Raw genomic sequence first — 26,077 nt, 5'->3', positions numbered from 1 at the left:
CATTGGTTCGCGCGGCGTTGAGCGCCCGGCCATGGATGGACGGGCCGGCAGTCGTACCATGGATGGTGATTCCTTGAGGGGTTCATTCGTGACAAACAACGTCCGCCAGTCCGAACTCGACAAATTCGCCGCGCTCGCCAGCCGCTGGTGGGATCCCAACGGCCCGCAGCGCGCGCTGCATGCGCTGAATCCGGTGCGCCTTGCCTATGTCGCCGAACGTGCGAGCCTGCCGGGCGCGCGGGTGCTCGACGTCGGCTGCGGTGGCGGCCTGCTGAGCGAAGCGCTGGCCAAGTCCGGCGCGAACGTCACCGCGCTCGACCTCGCGCCGGAACTGATCCAGGTCGCGAAACTGCACGGCCTTGAGGCGGGCACCAAGGTGGAATACCGCGAACAGTCGGTGGAAGCGCTGGCGGAAGAACAGCCGGGCACGTTCGACGTCATCACCTGCATGGAAATGCTGGAGCACGTACCCGATCCGCAGTCGATCCTCGACGCCTGCGCCACGTTGCTGCGTCCGGGCGGACAGCTGTTCGCATCGACGCTCAACCGCACGCCGGCGGCATTCGGGCTGGCCATCGTCGGCGCCGAATACGTCGCCGGATTGCTGCCCAAGGGCACGCATCAGTATCGCGACTTCATCCGTCCATCCGAACTCGCACGCGGAATGCGCACGGCCGGCCTCGACGTGCGCGACATCAGCGGCATCCTCTACGAGCCGTGGAAACACGCGGCACGACTGACCACGCGCACCGACGTCAACTACCTGATGCAGGCCGGTAAACCGGAATGACCGTGGGCTTCCCCAAGGCAGTGCTGTTCGATCTCGACGGCACCTTGCTCGACAGCGCGCCCGACATGCTGGCGACCGCGAACGCGATGCGTGCCGCGCGCGGCATCGCGGCGATGACGCTCGACGAACTGCGTCCGCATGTTTCGAAAGGGTCGCGGGCGATGATCGGTGCCGCGTTCCCCGGACTCGACGAAGGGGGGCGGCTGGAGCTGGTGCCGGAATTCCTCGAAATCTACGATCGCGAGCTTGGCAGGCACGCGGTGACGTTCCCGGGCGTCGATGATCTGCTCGATGCGCTCGATCGCAACGACGTGCGCTGGGGCATCGTCACCAACAAGCCGGAAGGTCTGGCGAAATCCGCGCTGCAGGCGTCGGGCTGGACGCATCGCAGCGGCGTGTTGATCGGCGGCGATACGCTGGCCGAACGCAAGCCGCATCCCTTGCCGTTGCTGCATGCCGCGGAAGCGATCGGCATGGCTCCGCAGGATTGCATCTACGTCGGCGACGACGAACGCGATATCGAAGCGGCGCGCGCGGCGGGCATGCGTTCCGTGGTCGCGTTGTGGGGATATCGCCTGCCCGGCGACGATCCGGCGGAGTGGGGCGGCGACGTGATGCTGGAGCAGGCCTCCGACCTGCTCGACCCGACGCGCTGGCCATGAGCGATCGCGAGGCACTCGCGGCGACGCTGGATGGCTGGCGCTCACGCTGGCCGGAATGGCAGATCGCCGAAACCTTCATCGCCGAAACCGCGCGCGATGTCGCCGTGGCCTGGTTCATGCTGCTGGGCGAACTCGCCGAAGCGGCCTGGGGTGGCAGCGACCCCACGCCGGGGCTGGCCAAGCTCGGCTGGTGGCAGGAGGAATTGCGCGGCTGGTCCAAGGGCCTGCGTCGCCATCCGCTGGGGCTCGCCCTGCAGAAGCAGCCAGTCGAGTGGTCGGCGTTCGCCGACAGCCTCGGCGTGTTGCGCGATCGCGATCAGGCCCACGCGGATGAATCGGCGGCGGCTACGGCGCTACAGCCGTTCCTCGCGGCGATCGCCGCAGTCGAGCGCCAGTTGTTCGGCGATGCCGCCCGCGACAGCGACCCGTTGCAGCTGTTGCGCACCCTGAAGGTTTCCATCGGGTCGCCGCTGGCGGCGGGCAGGCTGCAACGCGGCGGTCCGCGCCCGCGTCGGCTCTTCGATGCGCTGGCGATGGCCCGTGCAAATGCGGTCCGCAAGGGCGATGCAATCGTTCTCTCGCGCTGGCGCACCCTGGTCTTGGCCTGGCGTGCAGCCCGCGGCCGCTAAAATGGCGCAATGAACTACGAATCACGCAAAACCCCCTTGGCCGACGTCGCCCACGAGACCGCCGCCCACGCGCGCGGGCTGGACTGGGTGGGCATGGAAGGGATCGCCCTGCCGCTGCGCCGCGATGGTGCCACGGTGCCGGCCATGGCCGATGTCTTCGTTGATCTTGTCGCCGGCACCCGCGGCATCCACATGTCGCGCCTCTACCTGCGCCTGCGCGAATCGCTGGCCAATGGCGAGGTCGGTATCGCCCGCGTCCGCGCCTTCCTGCAGGCGTGCATCGATTCACAGCAGGGCCTGAGCACGGCCGCGCGCCTGCGCCTGCGTTTCAGCGCCTTGCTGGAACGTCCGGCTTTGGCCAGCGCCAATGCCGGCTGGCGCGACTATCCGGTCGAAGTGGAAGCGCAGCTCGGCCGCGATGGGCTGCAAGTCGCCTTCACCGTCGATCTCCAGTACTCCAGCACCTGTCCGGCCTCGGCGGCGCTGTCGCGCCAGGTGATCTCCGAACATTTCCTGCAGGCGTTCCCGGATGGCGGCAGTGCCGCCGAGATCGCTGCGTGGCTGGAATCGCCGGCGGGCATGGCGGCGACGCCGCACGCGCAACGCAGCATCGCGCGGGTTCGCGTCGAACTCGCCGAGGATGCCGATGAATTCCCGGTCGCCGCGTTGGTCGATGCCGTCGAACGCGCGCTCGGCACGCCGGTGCAGACTGCGGTCAAGCGCGAGGACGAGCGCGCCTTCGCAGAAGCCAATGCCGCCAACCTGATGTTCTGCGAGGATGCCGCGCGTCGTGTGGCCGCCGCGGTGTCAACGCTGGAGGCATGCCGCCACTATCGCGTGCAAGTCAGCCATCTCGAGAGCCTGCACGCGCACGACGCGGTTGCCGTCGTCAGCGCTTAGCGCGTCCGTTCCAGCACCAGCAGCGGATCGATCTTGGTCTCGAACCAGGTCATGCCCCAGTGCAGGTGCGGCCCGGTCGCGCGTCCGGTCATGCCGACCGCGCCGATGACATCGCCCTGGTGGATCACGTCGCCGGGCTTCACGTCGATCCGCGACATGTGCAGGAAATTGCTGCTGACGCCATGACCGTGATTGATCATCACCGTGCCGCCGGTGAGGAAGAATCCGAATTTGGCCAGCGTCACCACGCCATCGGCGGGCGCGTGGATCGGTGTGCCTTGCTTCGCGGCGATATCCATGCCCGAGTGCGGCGCTTTCGGCGTGCCGTTGAAGATGCGCTGGTTGCCGAAGCGTCCGCTGACACGGCCCTGCACCGGCCAGATGAAGGCCTGCGCGAAGCCGGTGCCGTCGGAATCGCTGCGACGCGCGGCAACGATCTCGGCATTCTCGCGGGCGATGCGCGCGGCGATCGCCGGAGGTGGATTCACGGTGTCATCGGGCACGCCGTTGACGCGCTGGATCGGCCAATCGCGTTTGCTGATGGCGATGTCGACCTTCTGGACATGACCGTCCGGGAAGCGCAGCTCGACCGTCTGCGGACTGCCGGCGTCGCGACCGATGCCGATCACCACGAGTCCCGCGGGCGTCGGGCGCAGGTCGTGGCCGTCGAAACGCGCCTGCGCACCGGCGGGCAGCGTCGCGATCACCAGGCTGCCTGGCTGGACTTCGGAAGGGAAACCGCGCTGGGTGCTGTCGCGTGCGACGATCTGCACGGCCGCGAGCGGCAACGCCATCGCAGTCGCCACCAATGCCAGTACTGCGCGCCGCATCAGCGACCGAACCGCAGGCGCTGGCCGCCGATCGTGCCGATCACGTGGGTGCCATCCCAGACCTGTTGCCCATTGACCCAAGTCGAAGCGATCCGCGAACGGAAGGTCATGCCTTCGAACGGCGACCATCCGCACTTCGACAGCACCGCCTCGCGACGCACCGTATAGGGCGTGTCCTCGACCAGCACGAGGTCGGCGAACTGGCCTTCGCGCAGGAAGCCGCGGTCGATCACTTCGAACAACTGCGCCGGCGCGTGCGCGGTCTTCTGCACCACCTGCGCGCGCGTCAGCAGGCCGTCGTGCACGCGCTCGAGCGCGCACTGCAGCGCGAACTGCGTCAGCGGCAGGCCGCTCGGCGCCTTCATGTAGTTCTGCTGCTTTTCTTCCCAGGTATGCGGCGCGTGGTCGGTGGCGAGCACGTCGATCACGTCGTCGGCGATGGCGCGGATCAATGCGTCGCGATCGCGTGCGTCCTTGATCGCCGGGTTGCACTTGATCAGGTTGCCGAGGCGTTCGTAGTCGTCGCGGGCGAACTGGAGGAAATGCACGCAGGTTTCGGCGGTGATGCGCTTGCGGCTGCCATCGGCGCGGATCAGCGGCCCGCGTTCGAACAGGTCGAGTTCTTCCGCGGTGGAGATGTGCAGCACGTGGAGGCGGGCGTCGTGGCGACGCGCCAGTTCCACTGCCAATCGCGAGGACTTCAGGCAGGCTTCGCGGCTGCGGATATCGGGATGGAAACGCACCGGGATGTCGTCGCCGTACTGCGCGACGTAGCCGGCGAGCGTCTCGTCGATCATCGGCGTGTCTTCGCAGTGGGTGATGATCGGCACCGGCGCGTCGCGGAAGATGCCGTCGAGCACGTCCGGATCGTCGACCAGCATGTTGCCGGTCGATGCGCCCATGAAGACCTTCACGCCGGGCGAGGCCTTGGGGTCGAGCCTGCGGATCTGTTCGAGATTGTCGTTGCTGGCGCCGAAGTAGAAGCCGTAGTTGGCGCGGGCGCGGCCGGCGGCATTGGCGTACTTGGCCTCGAGCGTGGCGTGGTCGAGCGTCGGCGGCCGCGTGTTCGGCATGTCCATGAAGCTGGTGGTGCCACCGGCCACGGACGCGGTCGATTCGGTCGCGATGTCGCCCTTGTGGGTCAGGCCGGGATCGCGGAAGTGGACCTGGGCATCGATCATGCCGGGCATCAGCCAGGCGCCGCGGGCATCGACCACCTGTTCGCCGGGCTTGGCCGCCAGGCTGTCGCCGATCAGGCCGATGCGTTCGCCCTCGATGCGGACGTCGGCGTCGAATTCGCGGCCGTCGCTGACGACACGGGCATTGGTGATGAGGATCGAGGGCATGCTGGGGTCCGGTCAGGCGGGCGGCACGGGATCGTGGCCGCCGGGGTGGAGGGGATGGCAGCGGCCCACGCGCTTGGCAGCCAGCCAGCTGCCGCGGATCGGCCCGTGGATCCGGACCGCCTCCATCGCGTAGGTCGAACAGCTGGGATGGAAGCGGCAGCGTTGGCCGAGCAGGGGGCTGATCAGCAGTTTGTAGGCGCGCAACAGCCCGATCAGCATGCCGGAGACGAGGTCACGCAACAGGTTCACGGGAAATCACCGCATGTCCACGCGATCAGGTGCAGCATCCAGCGCTTGCCGAGGGGGAGTGGGCAGGTTATAACAGCCGGCTTCCCGCGCTCAAGGGATCTCGTAAGGACGTCGAAGTGGCAGTCAAGAAAACCGCAAAAACCCCCGCCAAGCCCGTCAAGAAGGCTGTCGCCAAGAAACCGGCGGCGCCCGCCCCCAAGAAAGCCCCCGTGAGCAAGAAACCGGTCGCCAAGGTGCCGGCCAAGCCCGTTGCCAAGGCCGCCCCGGCGAAGAAGGCTGCACCAGCCAAGGCCGCCGCACCTGCGAAGAAGCCCGCTGCGGCGCCCGCCAAGCCCGTCCCCGCCAAGAAGCCGGCCCCGGCGCCCGTCGCCAAGGCCGCGCCCGTGAAGGCGGCTGCCAAGCCGGCTCCGGCACCTGCCAAGGCCGCTCCGGCCAAGCCGGTTGCCGCGCCCGCGCCGAAGGCGACGCCTGCCAAGCCTGTTCCGACCAAGCCCGCACCGACCAAGGCGGCAGCGAAGTCCGTGGCCGCACCGGCCCCGGTGCCGCCGGCGCCGCGTCCCCCGGTGCCGCGCCCGACCGGCAAGGTCGCGGTCGCGATCACCCCGGTGGTCAAGGCTCCGGTCGTCCGCGGCAAGCTGCGCGTGGTCGAGTACAAGACAGACGACGCCAGCGGTCGCCCGATCCTGCCTGCCGGCTACAAGCCGCAGGCGGACGAGGAGTACATGAGCGCGTTGCAGCTCGAGTACTTCCGCCAGAAGCTGCTGGAACGCCGCGCCGAGCTGGTCGAGGAATCGAAGCAGACCATCGAGAACCTCAAGGAAGAAGTGCGCGATGTCGGCGACGATGCCGAGCGCGCCAGCCGCGAGACCGAGAACGCGCTGGAACTGCGTACCCGCGACCGTTACCGCAAGCTGATCAGCAAGCTCGACAGCACGCTCAAGCGCGTCGACAGCGGCGAATACGGCTACTGCGTCGATACCGGCGAAGAAATCGGCCTCGATCGCCTGGAAGCCCGTCCGCAGGCGGAACGCACCATCGATGCGCAGGAACGCTGGGAACACCTGCAGAAGCAGCAGGGCGATTGATCCTGCTGCGTCCCCGCATCACGAAAAAGCCCCGCCTCGGCGCGGCTTTTTGTTACGCGCCGTCGGCCTCGAAGCCGAACTTGCGATGCGAGCCATCGCAGAACGGCTTGTTCTGGGAATGACCGCAGCGGCATAGCCAGGTTTCGGTGACGCGGTCGATGGTGTGGCCGGTACCGCTGACCACTTCGAGATTGCCAATCACTTTCAGCGGGCCATTGCTCTGCGGTTCGACCGTGAGCTCGCCGTCGCGCGCTGCCAGCGCTTCCGATTTTTTGAGTGGTGGTTCGCCGGTGGCGTGGAAGCCACCTTCGATGTGGCTGTTGTCGCAATAGGGTTTGTGCTTCGACAGGCCGCAACGGCATAGCGTCCGGCGCAGGCCGGCATCCTCGCCGGCGACCTTCAACGGCGCATTGAAGGCGAGCGGCCCGTTCTCGCGCACGCGCACGGTGTTGACGATCGGAGCGGGCTCTTCCTCGCCGCCATCATGGCGCTGGTACTGGATCGCGCCCGACGGGCACATCCGCGCGGTGAGCACCACGTCTTCGACCGACTGCGCATCCGGATGGATCCACTCGCCATCGACATTCGGCACGAAGACGTCGGGGTGGGTGAGGACGCAATTGCGCGAATGGATGCAGCGCGTGCCATCGAAGAGGATGGTGACGTGCTTGCCGCGAACCGTTTCGATGGACATGGTCGACTCCTTCGATATCCGCGCCGAGTCTACCCCTGCGCGCCCCTGCGCAGGCGGCGCTGCAGCCACCAGGCGAACAGCAGGGGAACGCCGGCATTGGCCAGCAGGAAGGGCAGCTCTTCCGTCACCGCGTAGCCGGCACGGGCGACGCCCAGCCACATGTTGTAGGCGCAGACCGCGATCCAGGCGATGGCGAAGGTGACGAAGACGGTGCGCAAGGTGCGGGCATCGCGACGGAACACGAACAACAGCAGCGTGGCCAGCACGATGCCGATGGCGATGATGATCAGCGTGCGCATCCGGTTCTCCTCCCGTCGTCGACGAGTCGTGCCGACGCAGGGACGAGTATGCCTCAGTGGAGGTCGCGCAGATCCAGCTTGCGCAGCTTCGGCGCGCGCCAGGCGGTGATGCCGACCACGCCGAGGGTGACGCAACCGCCGGTGATGATCGCCGGCACCAGTCCGAGCAGGCGCGCCATCACGCCGTCGTAGAACGCGCCGAGTTCGTTCGACGAGCTGATGAAGATGCTGTTGATCGACGAGACGCGGCCGCGCATTTCATCGGGCGTCACCAGCTGCAGGATGGTCGAGCGCAGCACCACCGATACGCCATCGCACATGCCGTAGAGCACCAGCAGCGCGCCCGACAACCACAGGTTGCGCGACAGCGCGAAGGCGATCGTGCACAGCCCGAACCCGGAGACGGCGTACATCAGTACGCGACCGGCATGGCGTTCCAGTGGGTGGCGCGCCAGCCACAGCGCGACCACGATCGATCCCGCTGCAGGCATGCCGCGCATCACCCCGAAAGCTTCGGGACCGGCGTGGAGGATGTCCTTGATGAAGGCCGGCAGCATCGATACCGCGCCGCCGAGCAGCACCGAGAACATATCGAGCGCCATCGCGCCGAGCATGACCTGTTGCGAGAACACGAAGCGCAGGCCTTCGCGGATGCTGGCGAACACCGGTTCGCGCTGCGGTGGCGGTGGCGGTTCGGTCACCGCCAGCGTGAACACCGCGATCGCGGCGACGAGGCCGAGCAGGAACGCCACCAGGTAGGCGATCTCGATGCCGGCCCAGCCGGTGAGGGCACCGCCCAGCGCCGGGCCGAATACCAGTCCGGTCTGGAACACCACGCTGCCGAGGCTGGCGCCGCGCACGAACTGCTCGCGCGGCAGCACGCGCGCGAACAGCGCGTTGTAGACCGGGCCGAGGAAGGAACGCACGATGCCGTTCAGGCCGACGGCGACGTACATCAGGGCGAGGTTGCCGTGCAGCGCCGGGGTGCGCGCGACCAGCAACAGCAGCAGCGGCGTCGCGGCGAGGCCGAGGCAGGCGACCGCGCCGAGCTTGCGTCGCGGCAGGTGGTCGACGAGATACCCGGCGAACGGCGCGACCACGAAGAACGGCAGCACTTCGGCGAGGCCGATCATGCCGAGCGCGAACGGGCTGCGGGTCAGTTCGTAGACATGCCAGCCGACGGTGACCGCGGCGATCTGGTAGCACAGCATCGTGCAGATGCGGTACACCATCAATTGCAGGAAGCCGCGATTGCGCAGGGGCGATGCGGTGGGAGCGGTCGCGGTGTTGTCGTTCACTGGGCCTGCGCTGCGGTGGTCTTGATGAAATCGAGCAGGGCGGCGAGGCCGTTGCTGCGGGTCGGCGACAGATGCTTGGCCAAGCCGATCGTGGAGATGTAGTCCGGCGATGTCGCCAGGATTTCGCTGGCCGGACGTCCCGAATAGACGCGCAGCGCGAGATAGATCAGGCCGGAGACGATCGTCGAATCGCTGATCGCCTGGAAGTCGAGGCGCGCGGCATTGCCGCTGGCGACGATCCATACCTTCGACTGGCAGCCGAGCAGGCGATGTTCTTCGGTCTTCAACGCATCCGGCAGATCAGGGAGCTTGCGGCCGAGATCGATCAGGTACTGGTAGCGTTCGGACCAGTCGCCAAACAGCGAGAATTCGTCGGCGATCGCAGCCTGCGCTTCGGCGGCCGTCGCTTCGAGCGGGAATTGCGATGCGCTCATGCGCGCTTCCAGCGAACGCCCGCGGGCGTATCTTCCAGCAGGATGCCTTCGTTCGCGAGCTGGTCGCGGATGGCGTCAGCGCGGGCGAAATCGCGGGACTTCTTTGCTTCGTTGCGTTCGTCCACCAATTGCTGGATGCGCGCATCGTCGCCGCTGGAGGCGCCACGCGCGAACCACGCCGCGGGATCCTGTTGCAGCAGGCCCAGCGCCAGCCCGGCGCCGAGCAATTCCGACTTCAGGCGCGTGCGATCGTCGCCGCTGGCCTTGCGTGCCTCGCCGGCGATGCGGGCGATCTCGGCAAGCGCCTGCGGCGTGTTGAGATCATCGTCGAGCGCGGCTTCGATGCCGGCAGGAATCACCGGTTGTGCATCGACGTCGGCGAGATCGCGCAGCGTGCCATAGAGGCGATCGAGCGTGCGCACGCTCTGGTCGACCACGGCTTCGCTCCATTCCAGCGGCTGGCGATAGTGGGCGGAGAGCAGGGCGTAACGCAGGGCTTCCGGCGGATGCGCACGCACCAGATCGTGCACCTTCTCGATGTTGCCCAGCGACTTGCTCATCTTGGCGCCGCCGAAGTTGAGCATGCCGTTGTGCATCCACCAGCGTGCGAACGGCTTGCCGCCATGCGCGCATTCGCTCTGCGCGACTTCGTTCTCGTGGTGGGGGAATTGCAGGTCGATGCCGCCGGCGTGGATGTCGATGGTGTCGCCGAGGTGTGCTTCCGCCATCGCCGAGCATTCGATGTGCCAGCCCGGGCGACCGCGCCCCCACGGCGAGTCCCAGCCCGGGAGGTCGTCGGTCGACGGCTTCCACAGCACGAAATCGCCGGGATCGCGCTTGTACGGCGCCACTTCGACGCGCGCGCCGGCCAGCATGTCCTCGGGATCGCGGCGCGACAGCTTGCCGTAGCCGGGGAAGCTCGCCACCGAGAACAGCACGTGGCCTTCGGCGGCGTAGGCGTGGCCATCGGCGATCAGGCGTTCGCACATGGCGATGATCTGCGGGATGTGGTCGGTCGCGGCCGGTTCCATGTCGGGTGCGAACGCGCCGGTCACGCCGAGCGCGGCCATGTCCTCTCGATAGGCTGCGGCGAAACGGTCGGTGATCGCCGAAATCGGCGTGCCCGATTCCTTGGCGGCCGCGTTGATCTTGTCGTCGACGTCGGTGATGTTGCGGGCGTAGCGCAGGTCGCCGAAACGTCGGCGCAGCAGGGACGCCAGGACCCCGAACACCACCGGGCCGCGGGCGTTGCCGATGTGCACGTAGTTGTAGACCGTCGGGCCGCAGACATACATGGTCGGGCCGGAGGGCGATGCGGGCACGAAGGGATCGACCGAGCGGGTCAGGGTGTTGTAGAGATGGAGGCTCATCGGACGGGAAAGCGTGACGAGCCCTGATTTTATGCGATGCGGGGCTCAAAACACCCGCATCAGTTCGATATGGAACTGATCGTAGGAGTAGGCGCCGACCGCCTGGGGGGTATTGGTGCGCAGCAGGCCCGCCTTGAAGTACCAGTCGTTGCGGCTGCGCGGGCTGACCACGTTGGCTTCGATCAGGCGCGACGGCCTCCAGCCGGAATCGGCGTCGCCCTGGCGGCCGTAGCCGACCGCGCCCTGGAGCTGCCAGCGCTTGTAGAAGCGCCGTATCTGCAGCGTCGGAACCGCCTCGGCATACCAGCGCGGCGAGTAGTAGTCGGACAGGTGGGGGTCGCTGCTCTGGAAATAGCGCGTGCGCAACTGCAGGCTGAGGCCCCATTCCGGCTTGAGGACGCGAACGTAGCGGGCGCGCAGGTGCAGGCGGGTGTTGCCGTCGGAAAAATGCTGGGCGCTGACCATTGCAGTGGCGACGTCGCGCTCGTCGAAGGGCAGGTCGTAGGCGGCGCCGACGAACGTATAGGTGTGGTGCGCGGCCAATTCCCGCGGGGACTCGACGACATCGCGTTCCAGGAAATATTCCTGGCGATTGGCGGCATCCTTGAACACGCTGGCCGAGCCGAGCCATGTCCTGCCGTCGCTGCCGAGTTGCCCGTTCCATTTCCAATCGCTGCCACCGGCGAAACGGTAGTACACGCGATCGCTGCTCTGCGCCCTGTTGCCGAGTGGGGAAAAACGCGCCCGTTCGAGGCGCAGGCCCTGGTAGTGCTCGATATCAACGTGTCGGAGATCGAAGTTCACGCCTGTCCGCAGCGAGCCGGAGTGCTCGGAGTCGCGACTGTCGAAGACATCCACGCCGATCGCTTGCTGTGCGCCGACCGGCGCCGCGACGAGAAAGAGCGTGAACAAGATTGCGCGATGATTCATTTGGTGTCCCATTTCTTGCGCAAGCCCATCAGTTCCGCGGCATAGCCCCAGACGCAGACGGGTTGCAGGATGATGCTGTAGAGGAAGACATAAAGCATGACGCTCACGGGTTTGTGGCGCAGCTTGAGGTGCTGGCGTTGCAGCATGCGGTGTTGCACCCGGTAGATGACCCCCGTCCACAGCAATGTCAGCGGAAGGATCAGCAGCGTCCACAGGCTCACCAGCCAGTAGTAGCCGAAGAGTGCCAGGAGGATCCCGGGAACGAAGGCGAAGGTGTAAGTGAGATCCAGCGGCAGGAACAGCAGGTTCCACCAGACGAACAACGTGCTCATCCGTCCCTTGAACAAGAGCCGCCAATGGTGGCGAAAGGCCTCCATCAGGCCGCGCGACCAGCGCTTGCGCTGGCGGGCGAATTGCGCGAACCGGTCCGGCACGTTGGTGAACACCAGGGCGTCTTCGGCGTAACCGATGCGCGCGCCTCGCGCGAGCAGGGCCCAGGACAGCACGATGTCCTCGCCGACGCAGTGGGGCCAGCCGCCGACCTCGAGCAACGCGCTGCGCTCGTACAGGGAGAATGCGCCCTGCGCCACCAGGGTGCCGTGGTACATGCTCTGCATGCGCTTGACGGCCGCGATGCCGAAGAAATAGTCCCATTCCTGCACGCCGGCGATCATGTTGACGGTGGCGTTCCGCGCCAGCACCGCTCCGGCGACCGCGCGTGTTCCTGGCGGATCGCTGATCTTGCGTTCCACGATGTGGCGCAACGCATTGCTGTGCAGCCAGCTGTCGCCGTCGACGGTGACGATCAATTCGTGGCTGGCGATCTCGAGGCCACGATTCAACACGGCCGATTTCCCGGCGTTGGTGGGGTAGTGCTGGATTCGAAAGTGCGCGCGCGGGTTGCCGTAGGCGAGGTCGGTTTCGATGATGCCTCCGGCGACATAGAGCGTGTCGTCGGTCGAGCCATCGTCGAGCACGATGACTTCGTAATCGCCTGGATAGTCCTGTGTCGCCAGGCTGCGCAAGGTGTCGGCGACCGACTGCGACTCGTTGTAGCAGGCGACCAGGATGCTCACCGCTGGATAGCGCGCGGGCATCATGCGCGGCGGTCGCCGGTCCAGTGCGATCGTCGACATCAGGAACATGTTCATGAAGCCGGGAACGTAGGCGATCATCGTGATGATCGTCACCGCAAGCGGGAAGCCGATTTGCCGGGACAAATCGTGCAACCACGGCTGCGATGCCCAGATGCTGAAAAGCATCCAGACGGTTGCGAGCAGAAGCGAGAACAGATATTTGCCGCGCGGGGTGACGTAGAAGAGGGCTCTTCGGCGTGGCAGGAATTCTGCATCGCTCTCGATGAGTCCCGTGCCCCAGCCGTTGGCTCGTATCTGATGCGTATTGAGCGACGATCGGGGGCCGACGAGATCGTCGATGATTTCGATTTTTTTTGGCGCGCGCACGCGCGCCTTCGATGGCCTCGCCACCATTCTGGATCCCCCCCGGGATACAAGTAGGTTGCGAATATGGCCGTGCGTTTGTGAAATGGATGTCGTTCGAAACGACTTTTCTGAAGGGAAATCCGCGAACGAGTCAGGTTCGGAATGCGATGCGCGCATCATGAACATTCATGTGAATGAATTTTTTCGATAAGCGATTGATTTCGATCCAAGCTGTTGCGGGAAATTGTGACGGCTGTTGATTTACACGCGATAGAAGGGGCCATTTTTCAGATTCGAGCCGGTCGAGGGATAATTCGTAGAACATGAATCCTTGGGTCATCGTCTACTCGATCGGGGCCGCGCAAGCGGTCCTGCTGGCATTGGCGCTGCGACATCGACAGGCCAACATGCCTGCCAACCGGTTGCTGGCGGCATGGCTGTTGCTGGTGGGGATCGACCTGGCAACGAAAGCGGTGTTCCTGTCCTCGCCGTCGCCGGAGAAATTCCGCGCATACCTGTTCGTGGCGCAGTTCCCACTGCTGCATGCCACGCTGTTCTATCTGTACGTACGCACCTTGACCACGGCGCGGCCGCTCGGACTGCGCGATGCGCCGCATTTCATCGGATTCGCCGTCGCCCTCGTTTGCTTCGCGCCGGTCATGTTCGCCAGCCACGCGCGTGTCGCGGACCAAATGCAACTGTGGCTGGCCAACCAGGTGCCGCCACCGCCGCGTTGGCACCTCCTGTTCCTCTACGGTTGGAGCCTGGCTTATGTCGCTTCGGCGCTGATCCGTGTCATGCGCTATCGCCGCGACGTGCGCGAACGCCGTTCCGACGTTGATCGCATGTCGCTGCGCTGGCTGGTGGTGGTCGCGCTGGGGCAAGTCGCGATCTGGACCGTTGCCGTGCTGCACGACACCGCGCACTTCTCCGGTGTCGACTATTACCTGATCTACGGAGCCGTCGCGGCTTGGGCGTGCGCGCTCGGCTATTTCAGCCTGATGCAGTCCCCGGTGTCGCCGGAACCCGCGGCGAGCGGCGATCCCGCACCTGCCGCGGAGCCGCCGACGGCTGACGATCCCCGATTGCCCGAGGTCCAGGCCAGGCTCGAACGCCTGATGTCGGAAGAGGCGTTGTACCTGGAGCCGGCGTTGACGATCGCGCAGGTGGCCCGGCGCAGCGGATATCCCGAATACCTGGTGTCGGCGACGATCAACCGCCGCTACGGCTGCACCTTCTGGGATTACATCAACCGCCAGCGCGTCGATGCAGCGCGACGAATGCTTGCCGACCCCGAAGAGTCGCGCACCATTCTCGACATCGCCTATGCCTGCGGGTTCACCTCGAAGTCGACCTTCAATGCCGCCTTCAAGCGTGAGACCGCAAGTACGCCCAGCGCAGCCAGAGCTCGCAGACGGCAAGGTTGATCGACCAGCTTCCCCAGGCGGCGAAGACGTAGACGGCCTCGAAGGGCAATTTCAACGCGCCGGCACCGATCCCCAGGATCAGGCGCAGTGTGACCGCCGCGAAGGTCATGGCCATGGAGCGGGACATCCAGCGGCGATGCCTGACCAGGTCCCCGCGGATGGCGTAGCGAATGCCGTTGGCTGTCGCGCCCAGCCACAGCAAGGCGAGGACAAGGAAACCGGCGCCGGCCGCCCAGCTGCCGAAGGCGTGGAAGGACAGGGAGAGTCCGCCCAGTCCGCCGATCAGGATCGCGGCCGCGGACAACCAGCCGCAGGTCCGATGCACGGCGGGCAGACGCCGTCGTATCCATTCGCTCGCCTGCACGGGTGCCAGCAGTAGCGCCAGTCCGGCACCGAAGAAATGCATCGGCACGTCGATGCCCGACAGCGCGAACTTCCACGCAAACGGGTCGCCCGGATGGAACTCCTTCCGGCCCAGGTAAGTGAAGGCGTAGGCGGCCACCAGCAGGCTGCCGCTGGAAAAGAACAAGAGCCAAGCCCCGTGGGCGATCTTGCGGACGGCGGGTCGTGACATTTCGGGATGACTCCTTCGGATGGGAAGGGCCATGCTCGAGGGGGAGTGCAGGTGCGTCGTCCGAGTCGGCGGATTCGTACGCCTGTGGCGTGGCGATGATCTGCCGCAAACGGAAAAACCGCCTTGCGGCGGTTTCTGCGTACAACTCTCGATTGGTCGGGGAGACAGGATTCGAACCTACGACCTCTACGTCCCGAACGTAGCGCTCTACCAGACTGAGCTACACCCCGATGAGCCGACAAGTTTAACCGGCCATCCCAGGTACGGCAAGTGGGGCAGCCCGGCAGACGGCGTGGCCCGCTAGAATTATCGTTTCCCCTTGTGGAATGGCGTGACCGTGATCAAACCGCGTACCCCGGCCGGCGTGCTGGAACTGTTGCCCCGCGAGCAGGTGGTATTCCAGCGCATGCTGGATGGCATCCGTTCCACTTTCGAATCGTTCGGATTCCTGCCGGTGGAGACCCCGGTGTTCGAACTGTCGGAAGTGCTGCTGACCAAGACCGGCGGCGAAACCGAACGCCAGGTGTATTTCGTGCAATCGACCGGTGCGCTGGGCAAGTTGTCTGAAAGCGGGCAGGACGCAGGCCTGCCGGAAATGGCGCTGCGCTTCGACCTCACGGTGCCGCTGGCGCGTTATGTCGCTGAGCACGAACACGAACTGGTCTTCCCGTTCCGTCGCTACCAGATGCAGCGGGTCTATCGCGGCGAGCGCGCCCAGCGTGGGCGCTTCCGCGAGTTCTACCAGTGCGATATCGACGTGATCGGCAAGGATGCGTTGTCGCCGCGCTATGACGCCGAGATCCCGGCGGTCATCCATGCAGTGTTCGAGAAGCTGGCGATCGGCGAATTCACCATCCAGTTCAACCACCGCAAGTTGCTGCGTGGCTTCTTCGAAGGCCTCGGGATCGAAGGCGAGCGCCAGGACCTGGTGTTGCGCGAACTCGACAAGCTCGACAAGCGCGGCGAGGAAGCGGTGCATGCGACCTTGACCGGCGGCGACTTCGGTCTGTCGGCGGAGACGGCCGATCGCCTGCTGGCGTTCTCGCGCATCCGTTCCACCGGCCATGCCGATGCGTTGGCCAAGCTGGAATCGCTGGGGGCGGGCACGGCACAGTTCGAGGAAGGTCGCCAGGCATTGCGCGACACCCTGGAACAGTTGAAGGCGATGGGCATTCCGGAATCGCGTTACGCGATCAACCTGTCGATCGCGCGTGGCCTCGACTACTACACCGGGATCGTCTACGAGACCACGTTGAACGCGCATCCGCAGATCGGTTCGATCTGCTCGGGCGGACGTTACGAGGATCTCGCCAGCCACTACACCAAGTCGAAGTTGCCGGGCGTCGGCATTTCGATCGGGTTGTCGCGGTTGTTCTGGCAATTGCGCGAGGCCGGCCTGTTGCCGACGCCCGAGAACGGCGTGGACGTGCTGGTCGCCTTGCTCGACGACGACGGCTTCGCCGATGCGTTGGCGCTGTCGCAGCGTTTGCGCGTGGCTGGCTGGAAGGTCGAGACGCAGATGGAATCGCGCAAGATCGCCAAGCAGTTCCAGTACGCCGACAAGGCCGGCATTCGCGTGGTGGTCCTGCGTGGCGACAGCGAACGCGCCAACGACCAGGTCACGCTGAAGGATCTGCGCAGCGGCGAACAGCAGACGGTGGCGATGGCGCAACTGGAACCGGCATTGCAGGCGATCCTGGGAGAGAAGGCATGATCCACCTCGATGGTCATTCGCTGACGCGCGCGCAGCTGGTCGCGATCGCGCGCGGCGCACAGGTCGAACTCGATCCGGCGGCGTTGCTGAAGGTCGAGCGTGCCGCGAATTTCCTCGCCGAACAGGTCGCCCGCGAGGAGCCGATCTACGGCGTCTCCACCGGCTTCGGCAGCAATGCCGACAAGCTGCTCGGCGCGCACCCGTTGCGCGACGAGTTGCCGGATGCGAAATCGTCCGGCCGCTCGCTGCACGCCGAGCTGCAGGACAACCTGATCACCACCCATGCCGTGTGCGTGGGCGAACCGTTCGCGCCGGACGTGGTGCGGGCGATGCTCGGCATCCGCATCAACACGTTGTTGCGCGGTCATTCCGGCATCCGCGTGCAGACCCTGCAGGCGCTTGCGGCGATGCTCAATGCCGGCGTGGTGCCGGTGGTGCCGCAGCTGGGATCGGTCGGCGCTTCGGGCGATCTCGCGCCGCTGTCGCATCTCGCCATCGTCCTGCTCGGCGGCGGCGAAGCGTTCTTCGATGGCGAACGCATGTCGGGCAGCGATGCGCTCAGGCGTGCCGGACTCGTGCCGGTGAGGCTGAGCTACAAGGAAGGCCTGGCGCTGAACAATGGCACCGCGCAGATGCTGGCGACCGGCGTGCTGGCGCTGGACGAACTGGAATACCTGCTCGATACCGCCGATCTTGCCGCGGCGATGACCATCGATGCCTTTGCCGGCCGCCTTGGGGCATTTGCGGAAGAAGTGCATGCCTTGCGTCCGCATCCGGGCCAGGTGCAGGTCGCGAAGAACCTGCGCACCCTGCTGAAGGGTTCGACCCTGGCCGACATTCCCTATCACCTGGTCCCGCGTCATCGCAGCTGGCTGCCCCAGAGCTGGGACACGCCGGAATCGCAGGCGCTCAGTTTCGACATCGGCTGGGAATGGGTGCCGAACACCCAGCGCCACGGCCGCGAAAAGTTCTACCAGCGTTTCAAGCCGTTCCGTGGCGGCAAGAAGCACCAGCCGCAGGACAGCTACAGTTTGCGTTGCATCCCGCAGGTGCATGGCGCGGTGCGCGATGCGGTGGCGCACGCCGCGCGCGTGCTCGAGATCGAACTCAACGCGGTGACCGACAACCCGTTGATCTTCCCCGATCGCGAAGCGCAGTACGTGGAAGAGCAGGTGATCTCGGCCGGCCATTTCCACGGCATGCCGCTGGCGCTGGCCATGAGCGCGGTGAAGGCGGCGATCCCGGTGCTGGCCTCGATCAGCGAGCGCCGCATCAACAAGCTGGTCGACCCCGCGACCAACGATGGCTTGCCGGCCTTCCTGATCGGCAACGAGGACGCGACCGAATCCGGTTTCATGATCATCCAGTACACCGCGGCAGCGATCGTCAACGATCTCGCCAGTCGTGCAATGCCGGCATCCGTGTACTCGGTGCCGACCAGCGCGAATGCCGAGGACCATGTGTCGATGGGCGCCAACGAGGCACGCCACGTGCTGGCGATGTGCGGCGATCTCGGCAAGGTGCTGGGACTGGAGCTGATGACCGCCGCGCAGGCGCTCGACTTGCGCCGCGACATGATCAATGCCGCCCGCGATCTCGCCGATCGTGCCGATGCCGCCATGTTCGCGCGCAAGGTGCAGGGCGCACCGCTGTCGGGTGACGCCGCGCAGGCGGGTTTCATCGCCGAGGTGGATGCGCTGCGGGTCGAGCTGTCGGATGCCGACGCCTTCCACCCGGGCGATGCCGTCAAGCGCGCACATGCCGCGGTGCGCGGGGAGATCGCCTTCCTCGAGCGCGACCGCGCGCTCGACGGTGATGTCCGTCGGGCGGTGGAGCTGGTGGCACAGCGCCGGGTCGATGCCGGGCTGCGCAGCAGGGCTGTCGCGGCCTGAACCCCTGATCTGACCGATTCCTGAGCAGGGCCGCGAGGCCCTTGACGCGCTGGCGCATTCACGGTTTAATGTATTAACACGCTAATACGTTAATGCGATGAAGCAGCGCGAAATCACCGTTCTTCCCTACGACGCGGAAACCGCGATCTCGGCGCTGGCCGAGGCCCTGAATGCCTGCAAGTCGGCGCAGGAGGTCCGGGCCTTCCTCGTCGACCTGTGCACGCCGGCCGAGCTGGAGGCGTTGTCCGACCGCTGGAAGGTCGTGCCGCACCTGTTGCTGGGCGAGCCCTACCGTGAAGTCCACGAACGTACGGCCGTCAGCGTCACCACCATCGGCCGGGTCGCGCGCACGCTCGAGCGCGGATCCGGCGGTTATGCCACTGCAGCGCGGCGCCTGCGCCTGCCCGAAACCTCCGGAGCACGATCATGAGCCCGCCCATCCAGATGACCCCGGTGCGCGACCGCCTGCGGGTCGCCATCCAGAAGAATGGACGCCTCAGCGATCCGGCACGGGCGTTGCTGTCGTCGTGCGGACTGTCCTGGCGCGAGAGCCCGGACAAGCTGTTCTGCTACGGCGAAAGCGCGCCGGTCGACCTGTTGCTGGTGCGTGATGACGACATCCCCGGCCTGATCGCCAGCGGCCTGTGCGATCTCGGCGTCGTCGGTCGCAATGTGCTCGACGAGCAGATGAGCGAGCAGCGCGGCAAGGGCCGCGAGGCCAGCGTCCGCGAGATGCGTGCGCTTGGTTTCGGTGGTTGCCGCCTGTCGATCGCGGTACCGAACGAGTGGGAATGGAGCGGGCCGGCGCTGCTGGCCGGCAAGCGTCTCGCCACGTCGTATCCGGCGCTGCTGCGCGATTGGCTGGCGCTCAATGGCGTCGAGGCCGATATCGTCGAGTTGTCGGGATCGGTGGAAATCGCGCCGCGCCTGGGCCAGGCCGATGCGATCTGCGACCTGGTGTCGAGCGGAGCGACGCTCGCGGCGAACCAGCTCAAGGCGGTCGAGGACATCCTGCAATCGGAGGCGGTGATCGCCGGCCCCGTGCGCGATTTCGATCCCGCGCTTGCCGGCATCGCCGACATGTTGCTGCGCCGCCTCGACGGCGTGATGAAGATCCGCGACAGCAAGTTGCTGATGTTCCAGGCGCCGCGCGCTGCGCTGGACGAGGTGCTGCCGCTGTTGCCCGATGCGGAGCCGCCGACGATGTACCCCGTCGATGGCGACGGCATGCTGGCGCTGCAAGCCCTGTGCCACGGCGTGGTGACCTGGCAGCGACTGGAAGAACTCAAGCGTGCCGGTGCACGCGGATTGATGGTATTGCCCGTGGAGCGGATGCTGGCATGAACAGGATCGATTGGAATGCATTGGATGCCGCTGCGCGCGAGGAAGTGCTGCAACGCCCGACGCGCGCGTCTTCCGCGCTCGTGCGCGGAGACGTGCAGAGCATTCTTGAAGACGTCGCGGCGCGTGGCGATGACGCCCTGCGCGTGCTGACCGCCCATTACGATGGTGTCGAACTGAAGCGCTTCGAAGTCGATGCCGCCGAATTCGCCGCGGCGGAGTTGCAGGTCTCGAAGGAGCTGCGTGACGCGATCGAGGAAGCCGCGGGTCGGATCGAAGCCTTCCACCGCGCCGGTATGCCGCAGCCGTATCGTGTCGAAACCGCGAACGGCGTTGTCTGCGAACGCGTGTCGCGACCGATCAATCCGGTCGGACTGTACGTGCCGGCGGGCAGCGCGCCGCTGCCGTCGACGGCATTGATGCTGACGATTCCGGCGATGCTCGCGGGATGTCCGGACATCGTGCTGTGCACGCCACCGCGCAAGGATGGCAGCGCCGATCCCGCAGTGCTGGTCGCGGCGCGTCGCGTGCCCAACGTGCGGGTGTTCAAGCTCGGCGGCGCGCAGGCGATCGCGGCGATGACCTTCGGAACGGCGACGATCCCGCGTTGCGACAAACTGTTCGGGCCCGGCAATGCCTATGTCGACGAGGCCAAGCGCCAGGCCTCGCAGCGCAGCGATGGCCCCGCGATCGACATGCCGGCCGGTCCGTCGGAGGTGCTGGTGATCGCCGATGCCGGTGCCAATCCGCGCTTCATCGCCGCCGACCTGTTGTCGCAGGCCGAACACGGCCCGGATTCGCAGGTGCTGCTGCTGTCGGATTCTCCAGAGCTGCTCGATGCGGTCGCGGTGGCGATCGACGATGAACTTCCGAAGCTGCCGCGCGCCGAAATCGCTCGCAAGGCGTTGCGGGCCTCGCGCCTGATCCAGGTCCGCGATCCCGCGCAGGCGATCGCGATCAGCAATCTCTATGCGCCCGAGCACTTGATCCTGTCGCTGCGCGATCCGCGCGCCTGGCTCGACCAGGTGACGTCGGCGGGCACGGTCTTCATGGGCGACTGGACGCCGGAATCGTTGGGGGATTACTGCAGCGGCAGCAACCATGTCCTGCCGACCGGTGGCGCGGCGCGTGCCTGGAGCGGCCTGAGCGTCGGCAGCTTCATGAAATCCTTGAGCGTGCAGACCGCCAGCCGCGACGGCTTGCGCACCATCGGTCCCTGCGCGGTGACGTTGGCGAATGCCGAAGGCTTGCAGGCGCACGCGCTCGCGGTCACCGTGCGCATGGCGGAACCGGCATGAGCACGGCAGCCAATCTGTTGCGCGCGGACCTGCGCGAATTCGCCGGCTACAAATCGGCGCGCAGCGATCGCATCATCGGCGATGTCTGGTTGAACGCCAACGAATCGGCGTGGGCGAACGATAGCGACGCCGCTGGCGCCTGCCGTCGCTACCCGGAGCCGCAGCCACAGCTGTTGTGCCAGCGCCTGGCGGAACTGTATGGCATGACGGCCGATCGCCTGCTGGTGGGACGCGGCAGCGACGAAGCCATCGACGTGCTCGTGCGCGCGTTCTGCGCGCCGGGGCAGGGCGCGATCGTCACCGCGCCGCCGGTCTTCGGCATGTATGCGGTCTGCGCGCGCCTGCACGGTGTCCGCGTGGTCGAAGTGCCGCTGGTGGATACAGCCGCCGGACTGGTCACCGACATCGATGCCATGGCGGATACCGCAGTGGCTCAGGCGGCCTCGCTGGTCTTCGTCTGCTCGCCGGGCAATCCGTCGGGCGAGTCGGTGGATGCGGCGACGATCGTGCGACTGCTGCGGCGCTTGCAGGGGCGCGCGATCGTGGTCGTCGACGAGGCCTATGTCGAATATGCGTCGCAGCCTTCGCTGGTGCCGCTGATCGCCGAATACGACAATCTGGTCGTCCTGCGCACCTTGTCGAAGGCGCACGCGCTGGCATCGGCTCGCATCGGCGTGGCGATCGCCCAGCCGGAACTGATCGCGATGATCCGCCGTTGCCAGGCACCGTACCCGCTGCCGGGTCCGGCGGTTGCGCAGGCGCTGCAGGCGCTGGAACCCGCCGCGCTCGCTGCCACCGCCGCGCATGTCGAGGAGGCGAAGGCGGAGCGCGCGCGCGTCCAGGCTGCGCTCGCGGCGATGCCGGGCGTTCGCCGCGTCTATCCCTCCGCCGGCAACTTCCTGCTGGTACGCTTCGACGATGCCGAAGGCGCGTACCGCGCACTGCTGTCGTCCGGCGTGGTGGTGCGCGACATGCGCGCGATGCCGCAGCTGGACGATGCCTTGCGCATCACCATCGGCCGCCCCGAAGACAATCAACGCATGCTGGCCGCTCTGCGTCCGGCGAAGGACCTTGCCGCATGAGCCAGCCCATCCTGTTCGTCGATCGCGACGGCACCCTGATCGAAGAACCTTCCGATTTCCAGATCGACCGCTACGAGAAGCTGCGCTTCGTCGAGGGCGTGATTCCGGCGATGCTGGAGTTGCGCGACGCCGGCTACGAGTTCGTGATGGTGACCAACCAGAACGGATTGGGCACGCCGTCCTTTCCGCAGGCCGATTTCGACGCGCCGCACGCGCTGATGATGCAGGTGCTGGAAAGCCAGGGCATCCGCTTCCGTGAAGTGCTGATCGATCCCAGCTTCGCCCACGATCCGTTGCCCACGCGCAAGCCGGCGGTCGGCCTGGTGATGCACTACCTGCGCGAACGCAGCTTCGATCCGCAGCGCAGTGCGATGATCGGCGACCGCGATACCGACATCCAGTTCGCGCAGAACATGGGCATCCGCGGGTTCAAGCTGAAATCGCCGCAGTTTGGCGAGGGCCTGGCGTGGTCGCAGATTCCTGCCGCGGTGCTCGGTGGCACGCGTACGGCGACGGTCGAGCGTTCGACCAACGAAACAAAGATCGTCGCCAGTGTGGATCTCGACGCCGCCGGGCCGCAGAAGATCCAGACCGGCATCGGCTTCTTCGACCATATGCTGGAACAGCTCGGCAAACACGGTGGTTTCGCGTTGACAGTCGATTGCGAGGGCGATCTCCACGTCGACGAGCACCACACCGTCGAGGATTGCGCGTTGGCGATCGGCCAGGCCCTGAAGCAGGCGCTGGGCGACAAGCGCGGGATCGGTCGTTACGGATTCACCCTGCCGATGGACGACGCGCTGGCAACCGCGGCGCTCGATCTTTCCGGGCGCGCGTATTTCGTCTTCGATGGCGAATTCGAGCGCGAGCAGGTTGGCGAATTGTCGACGGAACTGGTCCCGCACTTCTTCCGTTCGCTGTGCGATGCCGCCGGCATCAACCTGCACCTGTCAGTGGAGGGCGAGAACGACCACCACATGATCGAAGCCTGTTTCAAGGTCGTCGGGCGCGCGCTGCGCCAGGCGATCTGTCGCGACGGCGCCGAACTGCCGAGCACCAAAGGCCAGCTGTGACCCGAATCGCGCTCATCGATGCCGGCGGCGCCAATCTCGGTTCCGTGCGGGATGCGTTGGAGCGGCTGGGGGCGCAGGTCGCGGTCGTGCGCGATGGCGATGGCCTGCGCGACGCCGAGCGGGTGATCCTGCCCGGCGTCGGCGCGGCGGAGCCGGGAATGCGTCTGTTGCGCGAACGCGGATTCGTCGAAGTCCTGCGCGCATCAAGACAGCCGTTGCTGGGCGTCTGCCTCGGCATGCAACTGCTGTTCGAGGGTTCCGAGGAAGGCGACGTCGAATGCCTGGGGCTGATTCCCGGACGGATTTTCAGGTTGCAGGAAGCGCCGGGCGTGCGCGTGCCGCACATGGGCTGGAACACCTTGCAAACGGTGCAGGACAGTCCGTTGATGGCGGGCATTGACGATGCATCCAGCGTGTATTTCGTCCACAGCTATGCCGCGCCGGTGACTGCCGACTGCATCGCCGGCTGCGAGCATGGCCAGCCTTTCGCCGCGATCGTGCAGCGCGGGCATGTGTGTGGCGCGCAATTCCATCCCGAACGTTCGGGCACGATCGGCGCGCGTCTGCTTTCCAATTTCCTTGCGTGGTCGCCATGAGTTTCACCGTCTATCCCGCCATCGACGTTCGCGATGGCCGCGTGGTGCGCCTGCGCCAGGGCGATTACGCGCAGGAAACCCGCTACGGCGACGATCCGCTGGCGCTGGCGACGCGCTATTCCGAAGCCGGGGCGAAATGGCTGCACCTGGTCGATCTCGATGCCGCGCGTGCCGGCGGCTATACGCTGGCGCCCTTGCTGCGAACGATCAGCGATCGCACCAGTCTCCATGTGCAGACGGGCGGAGGCGTGCGCGACGAGGCGGGTGTCGAAGCCATCCTCGAAGCAGGCGCGCAGCGCGTGGTGGTCGGGTCATTGGCGGTGCGTGAGCCGGAACTGGTGAAGGGATGGCTGCGCACGTTTGGCGCAGAACACCTGACCATCGCGCTGGATACGCGCCAGGACGATGATGGCGAATGGCGATTGCCGGTGCACGGCTGGACGGAATCATCCGGGCAGACCTTGTTCGATCTTGCGGCGGATTACGCCGACGCGGGACTGCAGCATCTCCTGTGCACCGACATCAGCCGCGATGGCATGCTGAGCGGCCCGAGCCTCGGGCTGTACGGCGAATTGTGTCGTCGTTTCCCGCAGTTGGAGGTACAGGCCAGTGGCGGCATCCGCGACGCCGCCGACGTCGCCGCGGCGCGCAAGGCCGGCTGTGCCGGTGCGGTGCTTGGCAAGTCCTTGCTGGATGGCCGCCTGTCGCTGGAGGATGCCCTGCGATGCTGAGCCGACGCATCATTCCCTGCCTGGACGTCCGCGATGGTCGCGTGGTCAAGGGCGTGCGCTTCCGCGATCACGTCGACATGGGAGACATCGTCGAGCTGGCGCAGCGCTATCGCGACGAAGGCGCCGACGAGCTGGTGTTCTACGACATCACCGCCAGCCCGCAGGGCCGCAGCGTCGATCGCGACTGGGTGCGCCGGGTTTCGCGCACCATCGACATCCCGTTCTGCGTGGCGGGCGGGATCCGCAGCGTCGACGATGCCCACGCCGTGCTCAATGCCGGCGCCGACAAGGTCTCGATCAATACCCCGGCCCTGGAACGTCCCGAATTGATCGGCGAGATCGCCGACGCTTTCGGCGTGCAGTGCGTGGTGGTCGGGATCGATTCACAGCGCGACGGCGATGGCGAATGGCGGGTGCGCAGCCATACCGGCGATCCCGCGCAGACGCGGGCATTGCCGCGACGCACGCTCGATTGGGTGGTGGAAGCGCAACAGCGCGGCGCCGGCGAGATCGTGCTCAACTGCATGGACAGCGATGGCGTGCGCAATGGCTATGACATCGCCCAACTGTGCGAAGTGCGCAAACTGGCAACGGTGCCGCTGATCGCTTCGGGCGGCGCCGGCACGATCGACCATTTCGAGATGGCGTTCCTCGATGCCGACGTCGATGGCGCGCTCGCCGCCAGCGTGTTCCACTCCGGTGCGGTGCGCATTCCCCAACTCAAGCGCGAACTCTTCGCGCGCGGCATTGCAATGAGGCTGCCATGACGACCCCTGGTTTTGACATCGAATCCCTGGGCTGGGCGAAATCCCCGGATGGCCTGCTGCCGGCGATCGTGCAGGACGCCGACACCCTGCGCGTGCTGATGCTCGGTTACGTGAATCGCGAATCCCTGGCGCGGACGCTGGCATCCGGTCACGTGACGTTCTTCAGCCGCAGCCGCGGCAACTTGTGGACCAAGGGCGAAAGCTCCGGCCATTTCCTCGATCTGGTCTCGCTGGAATCCGATTGCGACAACGACACCGTGCTGGTGATGGCGCGTCCCCATGGCCCGACCTGCCATCTCGGCCGCACCAGTTGTTTTGCGGATGCGCCTGGCGATGGATTGGCGGAGCTCGATCGCCTGATCGCGACCCGCGAGTCCGAACGTCCCGAAGGCAGTTACACCACCCGGCTCTTCGAAGGCGGGGTCCGCCGGATCGCGCAGAAGGTGGGCGAGGAGGGCGTCGAAACCGCGTTGGCGGCCGTGGCCCAGGGCGATGCCGAGTTGCTGGGCGAAAGCGCCGATCTGCTGTACCACTTGCTGGTGCTGCTGCGTTCGCGCGGGCTTGGGCTGGCCGATGCGCTCAAGGTGCTGGAGCAGCGCGCGCGTTGAGCGGCGGTTGAACGGT

The 26,077-nt window shown here is 66.3% G+C and carries 28 protein-coding genes and 1 tRNA gene; 17 read left to right on the top strand and 12 right to left on the bottom strand.

Translation table 11 applies throughout. The features are described from left to right. The first annotated feature begins 58 nt into the window (after window positions 1–58). The 4 genes from ubiG to folE2 are packed head-to-tail and all read left to right on the top strand — an operon-like array spanning window position 59 to window position 2,981. The gene (gene ubiG / locus ABE093_RS12600) at window positions 59–790 is read left to right on the top strand and encodes a bifunctional 2-polyprenyl-6-hydroxyphenol methylase/3-demethylubiquinol 3-O-methyltransferase UbiG (RefSeq protein ID WP_430761259.1); all 732 of its coding nucleotides are present in this window, start codon (window positions 59–61) and stop codon (window positions 788–790) included. After that, window positions 787–1,452, top strand: a complete 666-nt coding sequence (gph, locus tag ABE093_RS12595) for a phosphoglycolate phosphatase (RefSeq protein ID WP_430761258.1) — start codon at window positions 787–789, stop codon at window positions 1,450–1,452. Before ubiG ends, gph begins: the two co-directional genes overlap by 4 nt. Then, entirely contained in the window at window positions 1,449–2,081 is a 633-nt protein-coding gene (locus tag ABE093_RS12590) for a hypothetical protein (protein ID WP_430761257.1), read from the top strand. Before gph ends, ABE093_RS12590 begins: the two co-directional genes overlap by 4 nt. A gap of 9 nt (window positions 2,082–2,090) precedes the next feature. After that, window positions 2,091–2,981 (top strand): GTP cyclohydrolase FolE2, encoded by an 891-nt coding sequence (folE2, locus tag ABE093_RS12585; protein ID WP_430761256.1) that lies wholly within the window; start codon window positions 2,091–2,093, stop codon window positions 2,979–2,981. On the opposite strand, the gene ABE093_RS12580 is transcribed toward folE2, so the two are convergent. From ABE093_RS12580 to yidD, 3 genes are read right to left on the bottom strand one after another with little or no spacing between them, the layout of a single operon-like run. Beyond that, the gene (locus ABE093_RS12580; RefSeq protein WP_430761255.1) at window positions 2,978–3,811 is read right to left on the bottom strand and encodes a M23 family metallopeptidase; all 834 of its coding nucleotides are present in this window, start codon (window positions 3,809–3,811) and stop codon (window positions 2,978–2,980) included. The two genes, folE2 and ABE093_RS12580, sit on opposite strands and share 4 nt — an antisense overlap. After that, the gene (locus ABE093_RS12575) at window positions 3,811–5,157 is read right to left on the bottom strand and encodes a dihydroorotase (RefSeq protein WP_430761254.1); all 1,347 of its coding nucleotides are present in this window, start codon (window positions 5,155–5,157) and stop codon (window positions 3,811–3,813) included. Before ABE093_RS12575 ends, ABE093_RS12580 begins: the two co-directional genes overlap by 1 nt. A 12-nt stretch (window positions 5,158–5,169) precedes the next feature. Then, window positions 5,170–5,376: a membrane protein insertion efficiency factor YidD gene (gene yidD / locus ABE093_RS12570; protein ID WP_430761290.1), complete on the bottom strand. Its 207-nt coding sequence runs from the start codon at window positions 5,374–5,376 to the stop codon at window positions 5,170–5,172. A 146-nt stretch (window positions 5,377–5,522) separates the two neighbouring features. Between yidD and dksA the strand changes: the two genes are divergently transcribed. Beyond that, window positions 5,523–6,491: an RNA polymerase-binding protein DksA gene (dksA, locus tag ABE093_RS12565; protein WP_430761253.1), complete on the top strand. Its 969-nt coding sequence runs from the start codon at window positions 5,523–5,525 to the stop codon at window positions 6,489–6,491. Between the two features lie 52 nt (window positions 6,492–6,543). Here the strand turns inward: dksA and ABE093_RS12560 are convergent, their stop codons facing one another. Genes ABE093_RS12560 through ABE093_RS12530 form a run of 7 tightly spaced genes read right to left on the bottom strand, consistent with a single transcriptional unit; the run spans window position 6,544 to window position 13,006 of the window. Continuing rightward, the gene (locus ABE093_RS12560) at window positions 6,544–7,185 is read right to left on the bottom strand and encodes a CDGSH iron-sulfur domain-containing protein (protein WP_430761252.1); all 642 of its coding nucleotides are present in this window, start codon (window positions 7,183–7,185) and stop codon (window positions 6,544–6,546) included. Window positions 7,186–7,214: 29 nt separating this feature from the next. Further along, on the bottom strand, window positions 7,215–7,484 hold the full coding sequence (locus tag ABE093_RS12555) for a hypothetical protein (protein WP_430761251.1): 270 nt from the start codon (window positions 7,482–7,484) through the stop codon (window positions 7,215–7,217). Between the two features lie 53 nt (window positions 7,485–7,537). Further along, entirely contained in the window at window positions 7,538–8,782 is a 1,245-nt protein-coding gene (locus ABE093_RS12550) for an MFS transporter (RefSeq protein WP_430761250.1), read from the bottom strand. Further along, window positions 8,779–9,216 (bottom strand): SufE family protein, encoded by a 438-nt coding sequence (locus ABE093_RS12545; protein ID WP_430761249.1) that lies wholly within the window; start codon window positions 9,214–9,216, stop codon window positions 8,779–8,781. The genes ABE093_RS12550 and ABE093_RS12545 overlap by 4 nt, the downstream gene beginning before the upstream one ends. Beyond that, window positions 9,213–10,586, bottom strand: coding sequence for a cysteine--tRNA ligase (cysS, locus tag ABE093_RS12540; RefSeq protein ID WP_430761248.1), 1,374 nt, complete (start codon window positions 10,584–10,586; stop codon window positions 9,213–9,215). The genes ABE093_RS12545 and cysS overlap by 4 nt, the downstream gene beginning before the upstream one ends. A 45-nt stretch (window positions 10,587–10,631) precedes the next feature. After that, entirely contained in the window at window positions 10,632–11,498 is an 867-nt protein-coding gene (locus ABE093_RS12535; protein WP_430761247.1) for a hypothetical protein, read from the bottom strand. 14 nt (window positions 11,499–11,512) lie between these two features. Further along, on the bottom strand, window positions 11,513–13,006 hold the full coding sequence (locus ABE093_RS12530) for a glycosyltransferase (RefSeq protein ID WP_430761246.1): 1,494 nt from the start codon (window positions 13,004–13,006) through the stop codon (window positions 11,513–11,515). A gap of 275 nt (window positions 13,007–13,281) precedes the next feature. Between ABE093_RS12530 and ABE093_RS12525 the strand changes: the two genes are divergently transcribed. Continuing rightward, a complete protein-coding gene (locus ABE093_RS12525) occupies window positions 13,282–14,385 on the top strand; it encodes a helix-turn-helix domain-containing protein (RefSeq protein ID WP_430761245.1) in 1,104 nt (367 codons plus the stop codon). Here ABE093_RS12525 and ABE093_RS12520 read toward each other — a convergent pair. Both ABE093_RS12520 and ABE093_RS12515 read right to left on the bottom strand, forming a co-directional pair. Beyond that, window positions 14,327–14,959 (bottom strand): DUF2306 domain-containing protein, encoded by a 633-nt coding sequence (locus ABE093_RS12520; protein ID WP_430761244.1) that lies wholly within the window; start codon window positions 14,957–14,959, stop codon window positions 14,327–14,329. The genes ABE093_RS12525 and ABE093_RS12520 overlap by 59 nt on opposite strands. Before the next feature lie 153 nt (window positions 14,960–15,112). Then, window positions 15,113–15,189 (bottom strand) — tRNA-Pro (locus ABE093_RS12515). A 107-nt stretch (window positions 15,190–15,296) separates the two neighbouring features. Between ABE093_RS12515 and hisS the strand changes: the two genes are divergently transcribed. The 11 genes from hisS to hisIE all read left to right on the top strand — a co-directional run bounded on the left by hisS (window position 15,297) and on the right by hisIE (window position 26,061). Next, window positions 15,297–16,673 carry a histidine--tRNA ligase gene (hisS, locus tag ABE093_RS12510; RefSeq protein ID WP_430761243.1) on the top strand — a complete coding sequence of 459 codons (1,377 nt, stop codon included), beginning with the start codon at window positions 15,297–15,299 and terminating at the stop codon, window positions 16,671–16,673. Then, a complete protein-coding gene (locus tag ABE093_RS12505) occupies window positions 16,670–18,565 on the top strand; it encodes an HAL/PAL/TAL family ammonia-lyase (RefSeq protein WP_430761242.1) in 1,896 nt (631 codons plus the stop codon). The genes hisS and ABE093_RS12505 overlap by 4 nt, the downstream gene beginning before the upstream one ends. A 97-nt stretch (window positions 18,566–18,662) precedes the next feature. After that, window positions 18,663–18,995, top strand: a complete 333-nt coding sequence (locus ABE093_RS12500) for a YerC/YecD family TrpR-related protein (RefSeq protein WP_430761241.1) — start codon at window positions 18,663–18,665, stop codon at window positions 18,993–18,995. Continuing rightward, window positions 18,992–19,909: an ATP phosphoribosyltransferase gene (hisG, locus tag ABE093_RS12495; RefSeq protein ID WP_430761240.1), complete on the top strand. Its 918-nt coding sequence runs from the start codon at window positions 18,992–18,994 to the stop codon at window positions 19,907–19,909. Before ABE093_RS12500 ends, hisG begins: the two co-directional genes overlap by 4 nt. Then, window positions 19,906–21,204, top strand: coding sequence for a histidinol dehydrogenase (gene hisD, locus ABE093_RS12490; RefSeq protein ID WP_430761239.1), 1,299 nt, complete (start codon window positions 19,906–19,908; stop codon window positions 21,202–21,204). Before hisG ends, hisD begins: the two co-directional genes overlap by 4 nt. Then, window positions 21,201–22,286 (top strand): histidinol-phosphate transaminase, encoded by a 1,086-nt coding sequence (hisC, locus tag ABE093_RS12485; RefSeq protein ID WP_430761238.1) that lies wholly within the window; start codon window positions 21,201–21,203, stop codon window positions 22,284–22,286. The genes hisD and hisC overlap by 4 nt, the downstream gene beginning before the upstream one ends. Further along, entirely contained in the window at window positions 22,283–23,359 is a 1,077-nt protein-coding gene (gene hisB, locus ABE093_RS12480; protein ID WP_430761237.1) for a bifunctional histidinol-phosphatase/imidazoleglycerol-phosphate dehydratase HisB, read from the top strand. Before hisC ends, hisB begins: the two co-directional genes overlap by 4 nt. Then, the gene (hisH, locus tag ABE093_RS12475; RefSeq protein ID WP_430761236.1) at window positions 23,356–23,955 is read left to right on the top strand and encodes an imidazole glycerol phosphate synthase subunit HisH; all 600 of its coding nucleotides are present in this window, start codon (window positions 23,356–23,358) and stop codon (window positions 23,953–23,955) included. Before hisB ends, hisH begins: the two co-directional genes overlap by 4 nt. Further along, window positions 23,952–24,686, top strand: a complete 735-nt coding sequence (gene hisA / locus ABE093_RS12470) for a 1-(5-phosphoribosyl)-5-[(5-phosphoribosylamino)methylideneamino]imidazole-4-carboxamide isomerase (protein WP_430761235.1) — start codon at window positions 23,952–23,954, stop codon at window positions 24,684–24,686. The genes hisH and hisA overlap by 4 nt, the downstream gene beginning before the upstream one ends. Further along, window positions 24,680–25,453 carry an imidazole glycerol phosphate synthase subunit HisF gene (gene hisF / locus ABE093_RS12465; protein WP_430761234.1) on the top strand — a complete coding sequence of 258 codons (774 nt, stop codon included), beginning with the start codon at window positions 24,680–24,682 and terminating at the stop codon, window positions 25,451–25,453. Before hisA ends, hisF begins: the two co-directional genes overlap by 7 nt. Next, window positions 25,450–26,061: a bifunctional phosphoribosyl-AMP cyclohydrolase/phosphoribosyl-ATP diphosphatase HisIE gene (hisIE, locus tag ABE093_RS12460; protein WP_430761233.1), complete on the top strand. Its 612-nt coding sequence runs from the start codon at window positions 25,450–25,452 to the stop codon at window positions 26,059–26,061. Before hisF ends, hisIE begins: the two co-directional genes overlap by 4 nt. Window positions 26,062–26,077: the final 16 nt, after the last annotated feature.

Source organism: Solilutibacter silvestris, from assembly GCF_050574925.1.
Taxonomy (GTDB): domain Bacteria; phylum Pseudomonadota; class Gammaproteobacteria; order Xanthomonadales; family Xanthomonadaceae; genus Solilutibacter; species Solilutibacter silvestris_A.
Note: the sequence above shows the minus strand (reverse complement) of the source record. Positions and strands in the feature narration are given on the sequence as shown.

Bases quoted from the DNA above. Each gene is read 5' to 3' on its own strand.
- ubiG (WP_430761259.1), top strand. From the start codon at position 59: ATGGATGGTGATTCCTTGAGGGGTTCATTCGTGACAAACAACGTCCGC.
- gph (WP_430761258.1), top strand. From the start codon at position 787: ATGACCGTGGGCTTCCCCAAGGCAGTGCTGTTCGATCTCGACGGCACC.
- ABE093_RS12590 (WP_430761257.1), top strand. From the start codon at position 1,449: ATGAGCGATCGCGAGGCACTCGCGGCGACGCTGGATGGCTGGCGCTCA.
- folE2 (WP_430761256.1), top strand. From the start codon at position 2,091: ATGAACTACGAATCACGCAAAACCCCCTTGGCCGACGTCGCCCACGAG.
- ABE093_RS12580 (WP_430761255.1), bottom strand. From the start codon at position 3,811: ATGCGGCGCGCAGTACTGGCATTGGTGGCGACTGCGATGGCGTTGCCG.
- ABE093_RS12575 (WP_430761254.1), bottom strand. From the start codon at position 5,157: ATGCCCTCGATCCTCATCACCAATGCCCGTGTCGTCAGCGACGGCCGC.
- yidD (WP_430761290.1), bottom strand. From the start codon at position 5,376: ATGCTGATCGGGCTGTTGCGCGCCTACAAACTGCTGATCAGCCCCCTG.
- ABE093_RS12560 (WP_430761252.1), bottom strand. From the start codon at position 7,185: ATGTCCATCGAAACGGTTCGCGGCAAGCACGTCACCATCCTCTTCGAT.
- ABE093_RS12555 (WP_430761251.1), bottom strand. From the start codon at position 7,484: ATGCGCACGCTGATCATCATCGCCATCGGCATCGTGCTGGCCACGCTG.
- ABE093_RS12545 (WP_430761249.1), bottom strand. From the start codon at position 9,216: ATGAGCGCATCGCAATTCCCGCTCGAAGCGACGGCCGCCGAAGCGCAG.
- cysS (WP_430761248.1), bottom strand. From the start codon at position 10,586: ATGAGCCTCCATCTCTACAACACCCTGACCCGCTCGGTCGATCCCTTC.
- ABE093_RS12530 (WP_430761246.1), bottom strand. From the start codon at position 13,006: ATGGTGGCGAGGCCATCGAAGGCGCGCGTGCGCGCGCCAAAAAAAATC.
- ABE093_RS12525 (WP_430761245.1), top strand. From the start codon at position 13,282: ATGAATCCTTGGGTCATCGTCTACTCGATCGGGGCCGCGCAAGCGGTC.
- ABE093_RS12520 (WP_430761244.1), bottom strand. From the start codon at position 14,959: ATGTCACGACCCGCCGTCCGCAAGATCGCCCACGGGGCTTGGCTCTTG.
- ABE093_RS12505 (WP_430761242.1), top strand. From the start codon at position 16,670: ATGATCCACCTCGATGGTCATTCGCTGACGCGCGCGCAGCTGGTCGCG.
- ABE093_RS12500 (WP_430761241.1), top strand. From the start codon at position 18,663: ATGAAGCAGCGCGAAATCACCGTTCTTCCCTACGACGCGGAAACCGCG.
- hisG (WP_430761240.1), top strand. From the start codon at position 18,992: ATGAGCCCGCCCATCCAGATGACCCCGGTGCGCGACCGCCTGCGGGTC.
- hisD (WP_430761239.1), top strand. From the start codon at position 19,906: ATGAACAGGATCGATTGGAATGCATTGGATGCCGCTGCGCGCGAGGAA.
- hisC (WP_430761238.1), top strand. From the start codon at position 21,201: ATGAGCACGGCAGCCAATCTGTTGCGCGCGGACCTGCGCGAATTCGCC.
- hisB (WP_430761237.1), top strand. From the start codon at position 22,283: ATGAGCCAGCCCATCCTGTTCGTCGATCGCGACGGCACCCTGATCGAA.
- hisA (WP_430761235.1), top strand. From the start codon at position 23,952: ATGAGTTTCACCGTCTATCCCGCCATCGACGTTCGCGATGGCCGCGTG.
- hisF (WP_430761234.1), top strand. From the start codon at position 24,680: ATGCTGAGCCGACGCATCATTCCCTGCCTGGACGTCCGCGATGGTCGC.
- hisIE (WP_430761233.1), top strand. From the start codon at position 25,450: ATGACGACCCCTGGTTTTGACATCGAATCCCTGGGCTGGGCGAAATCC.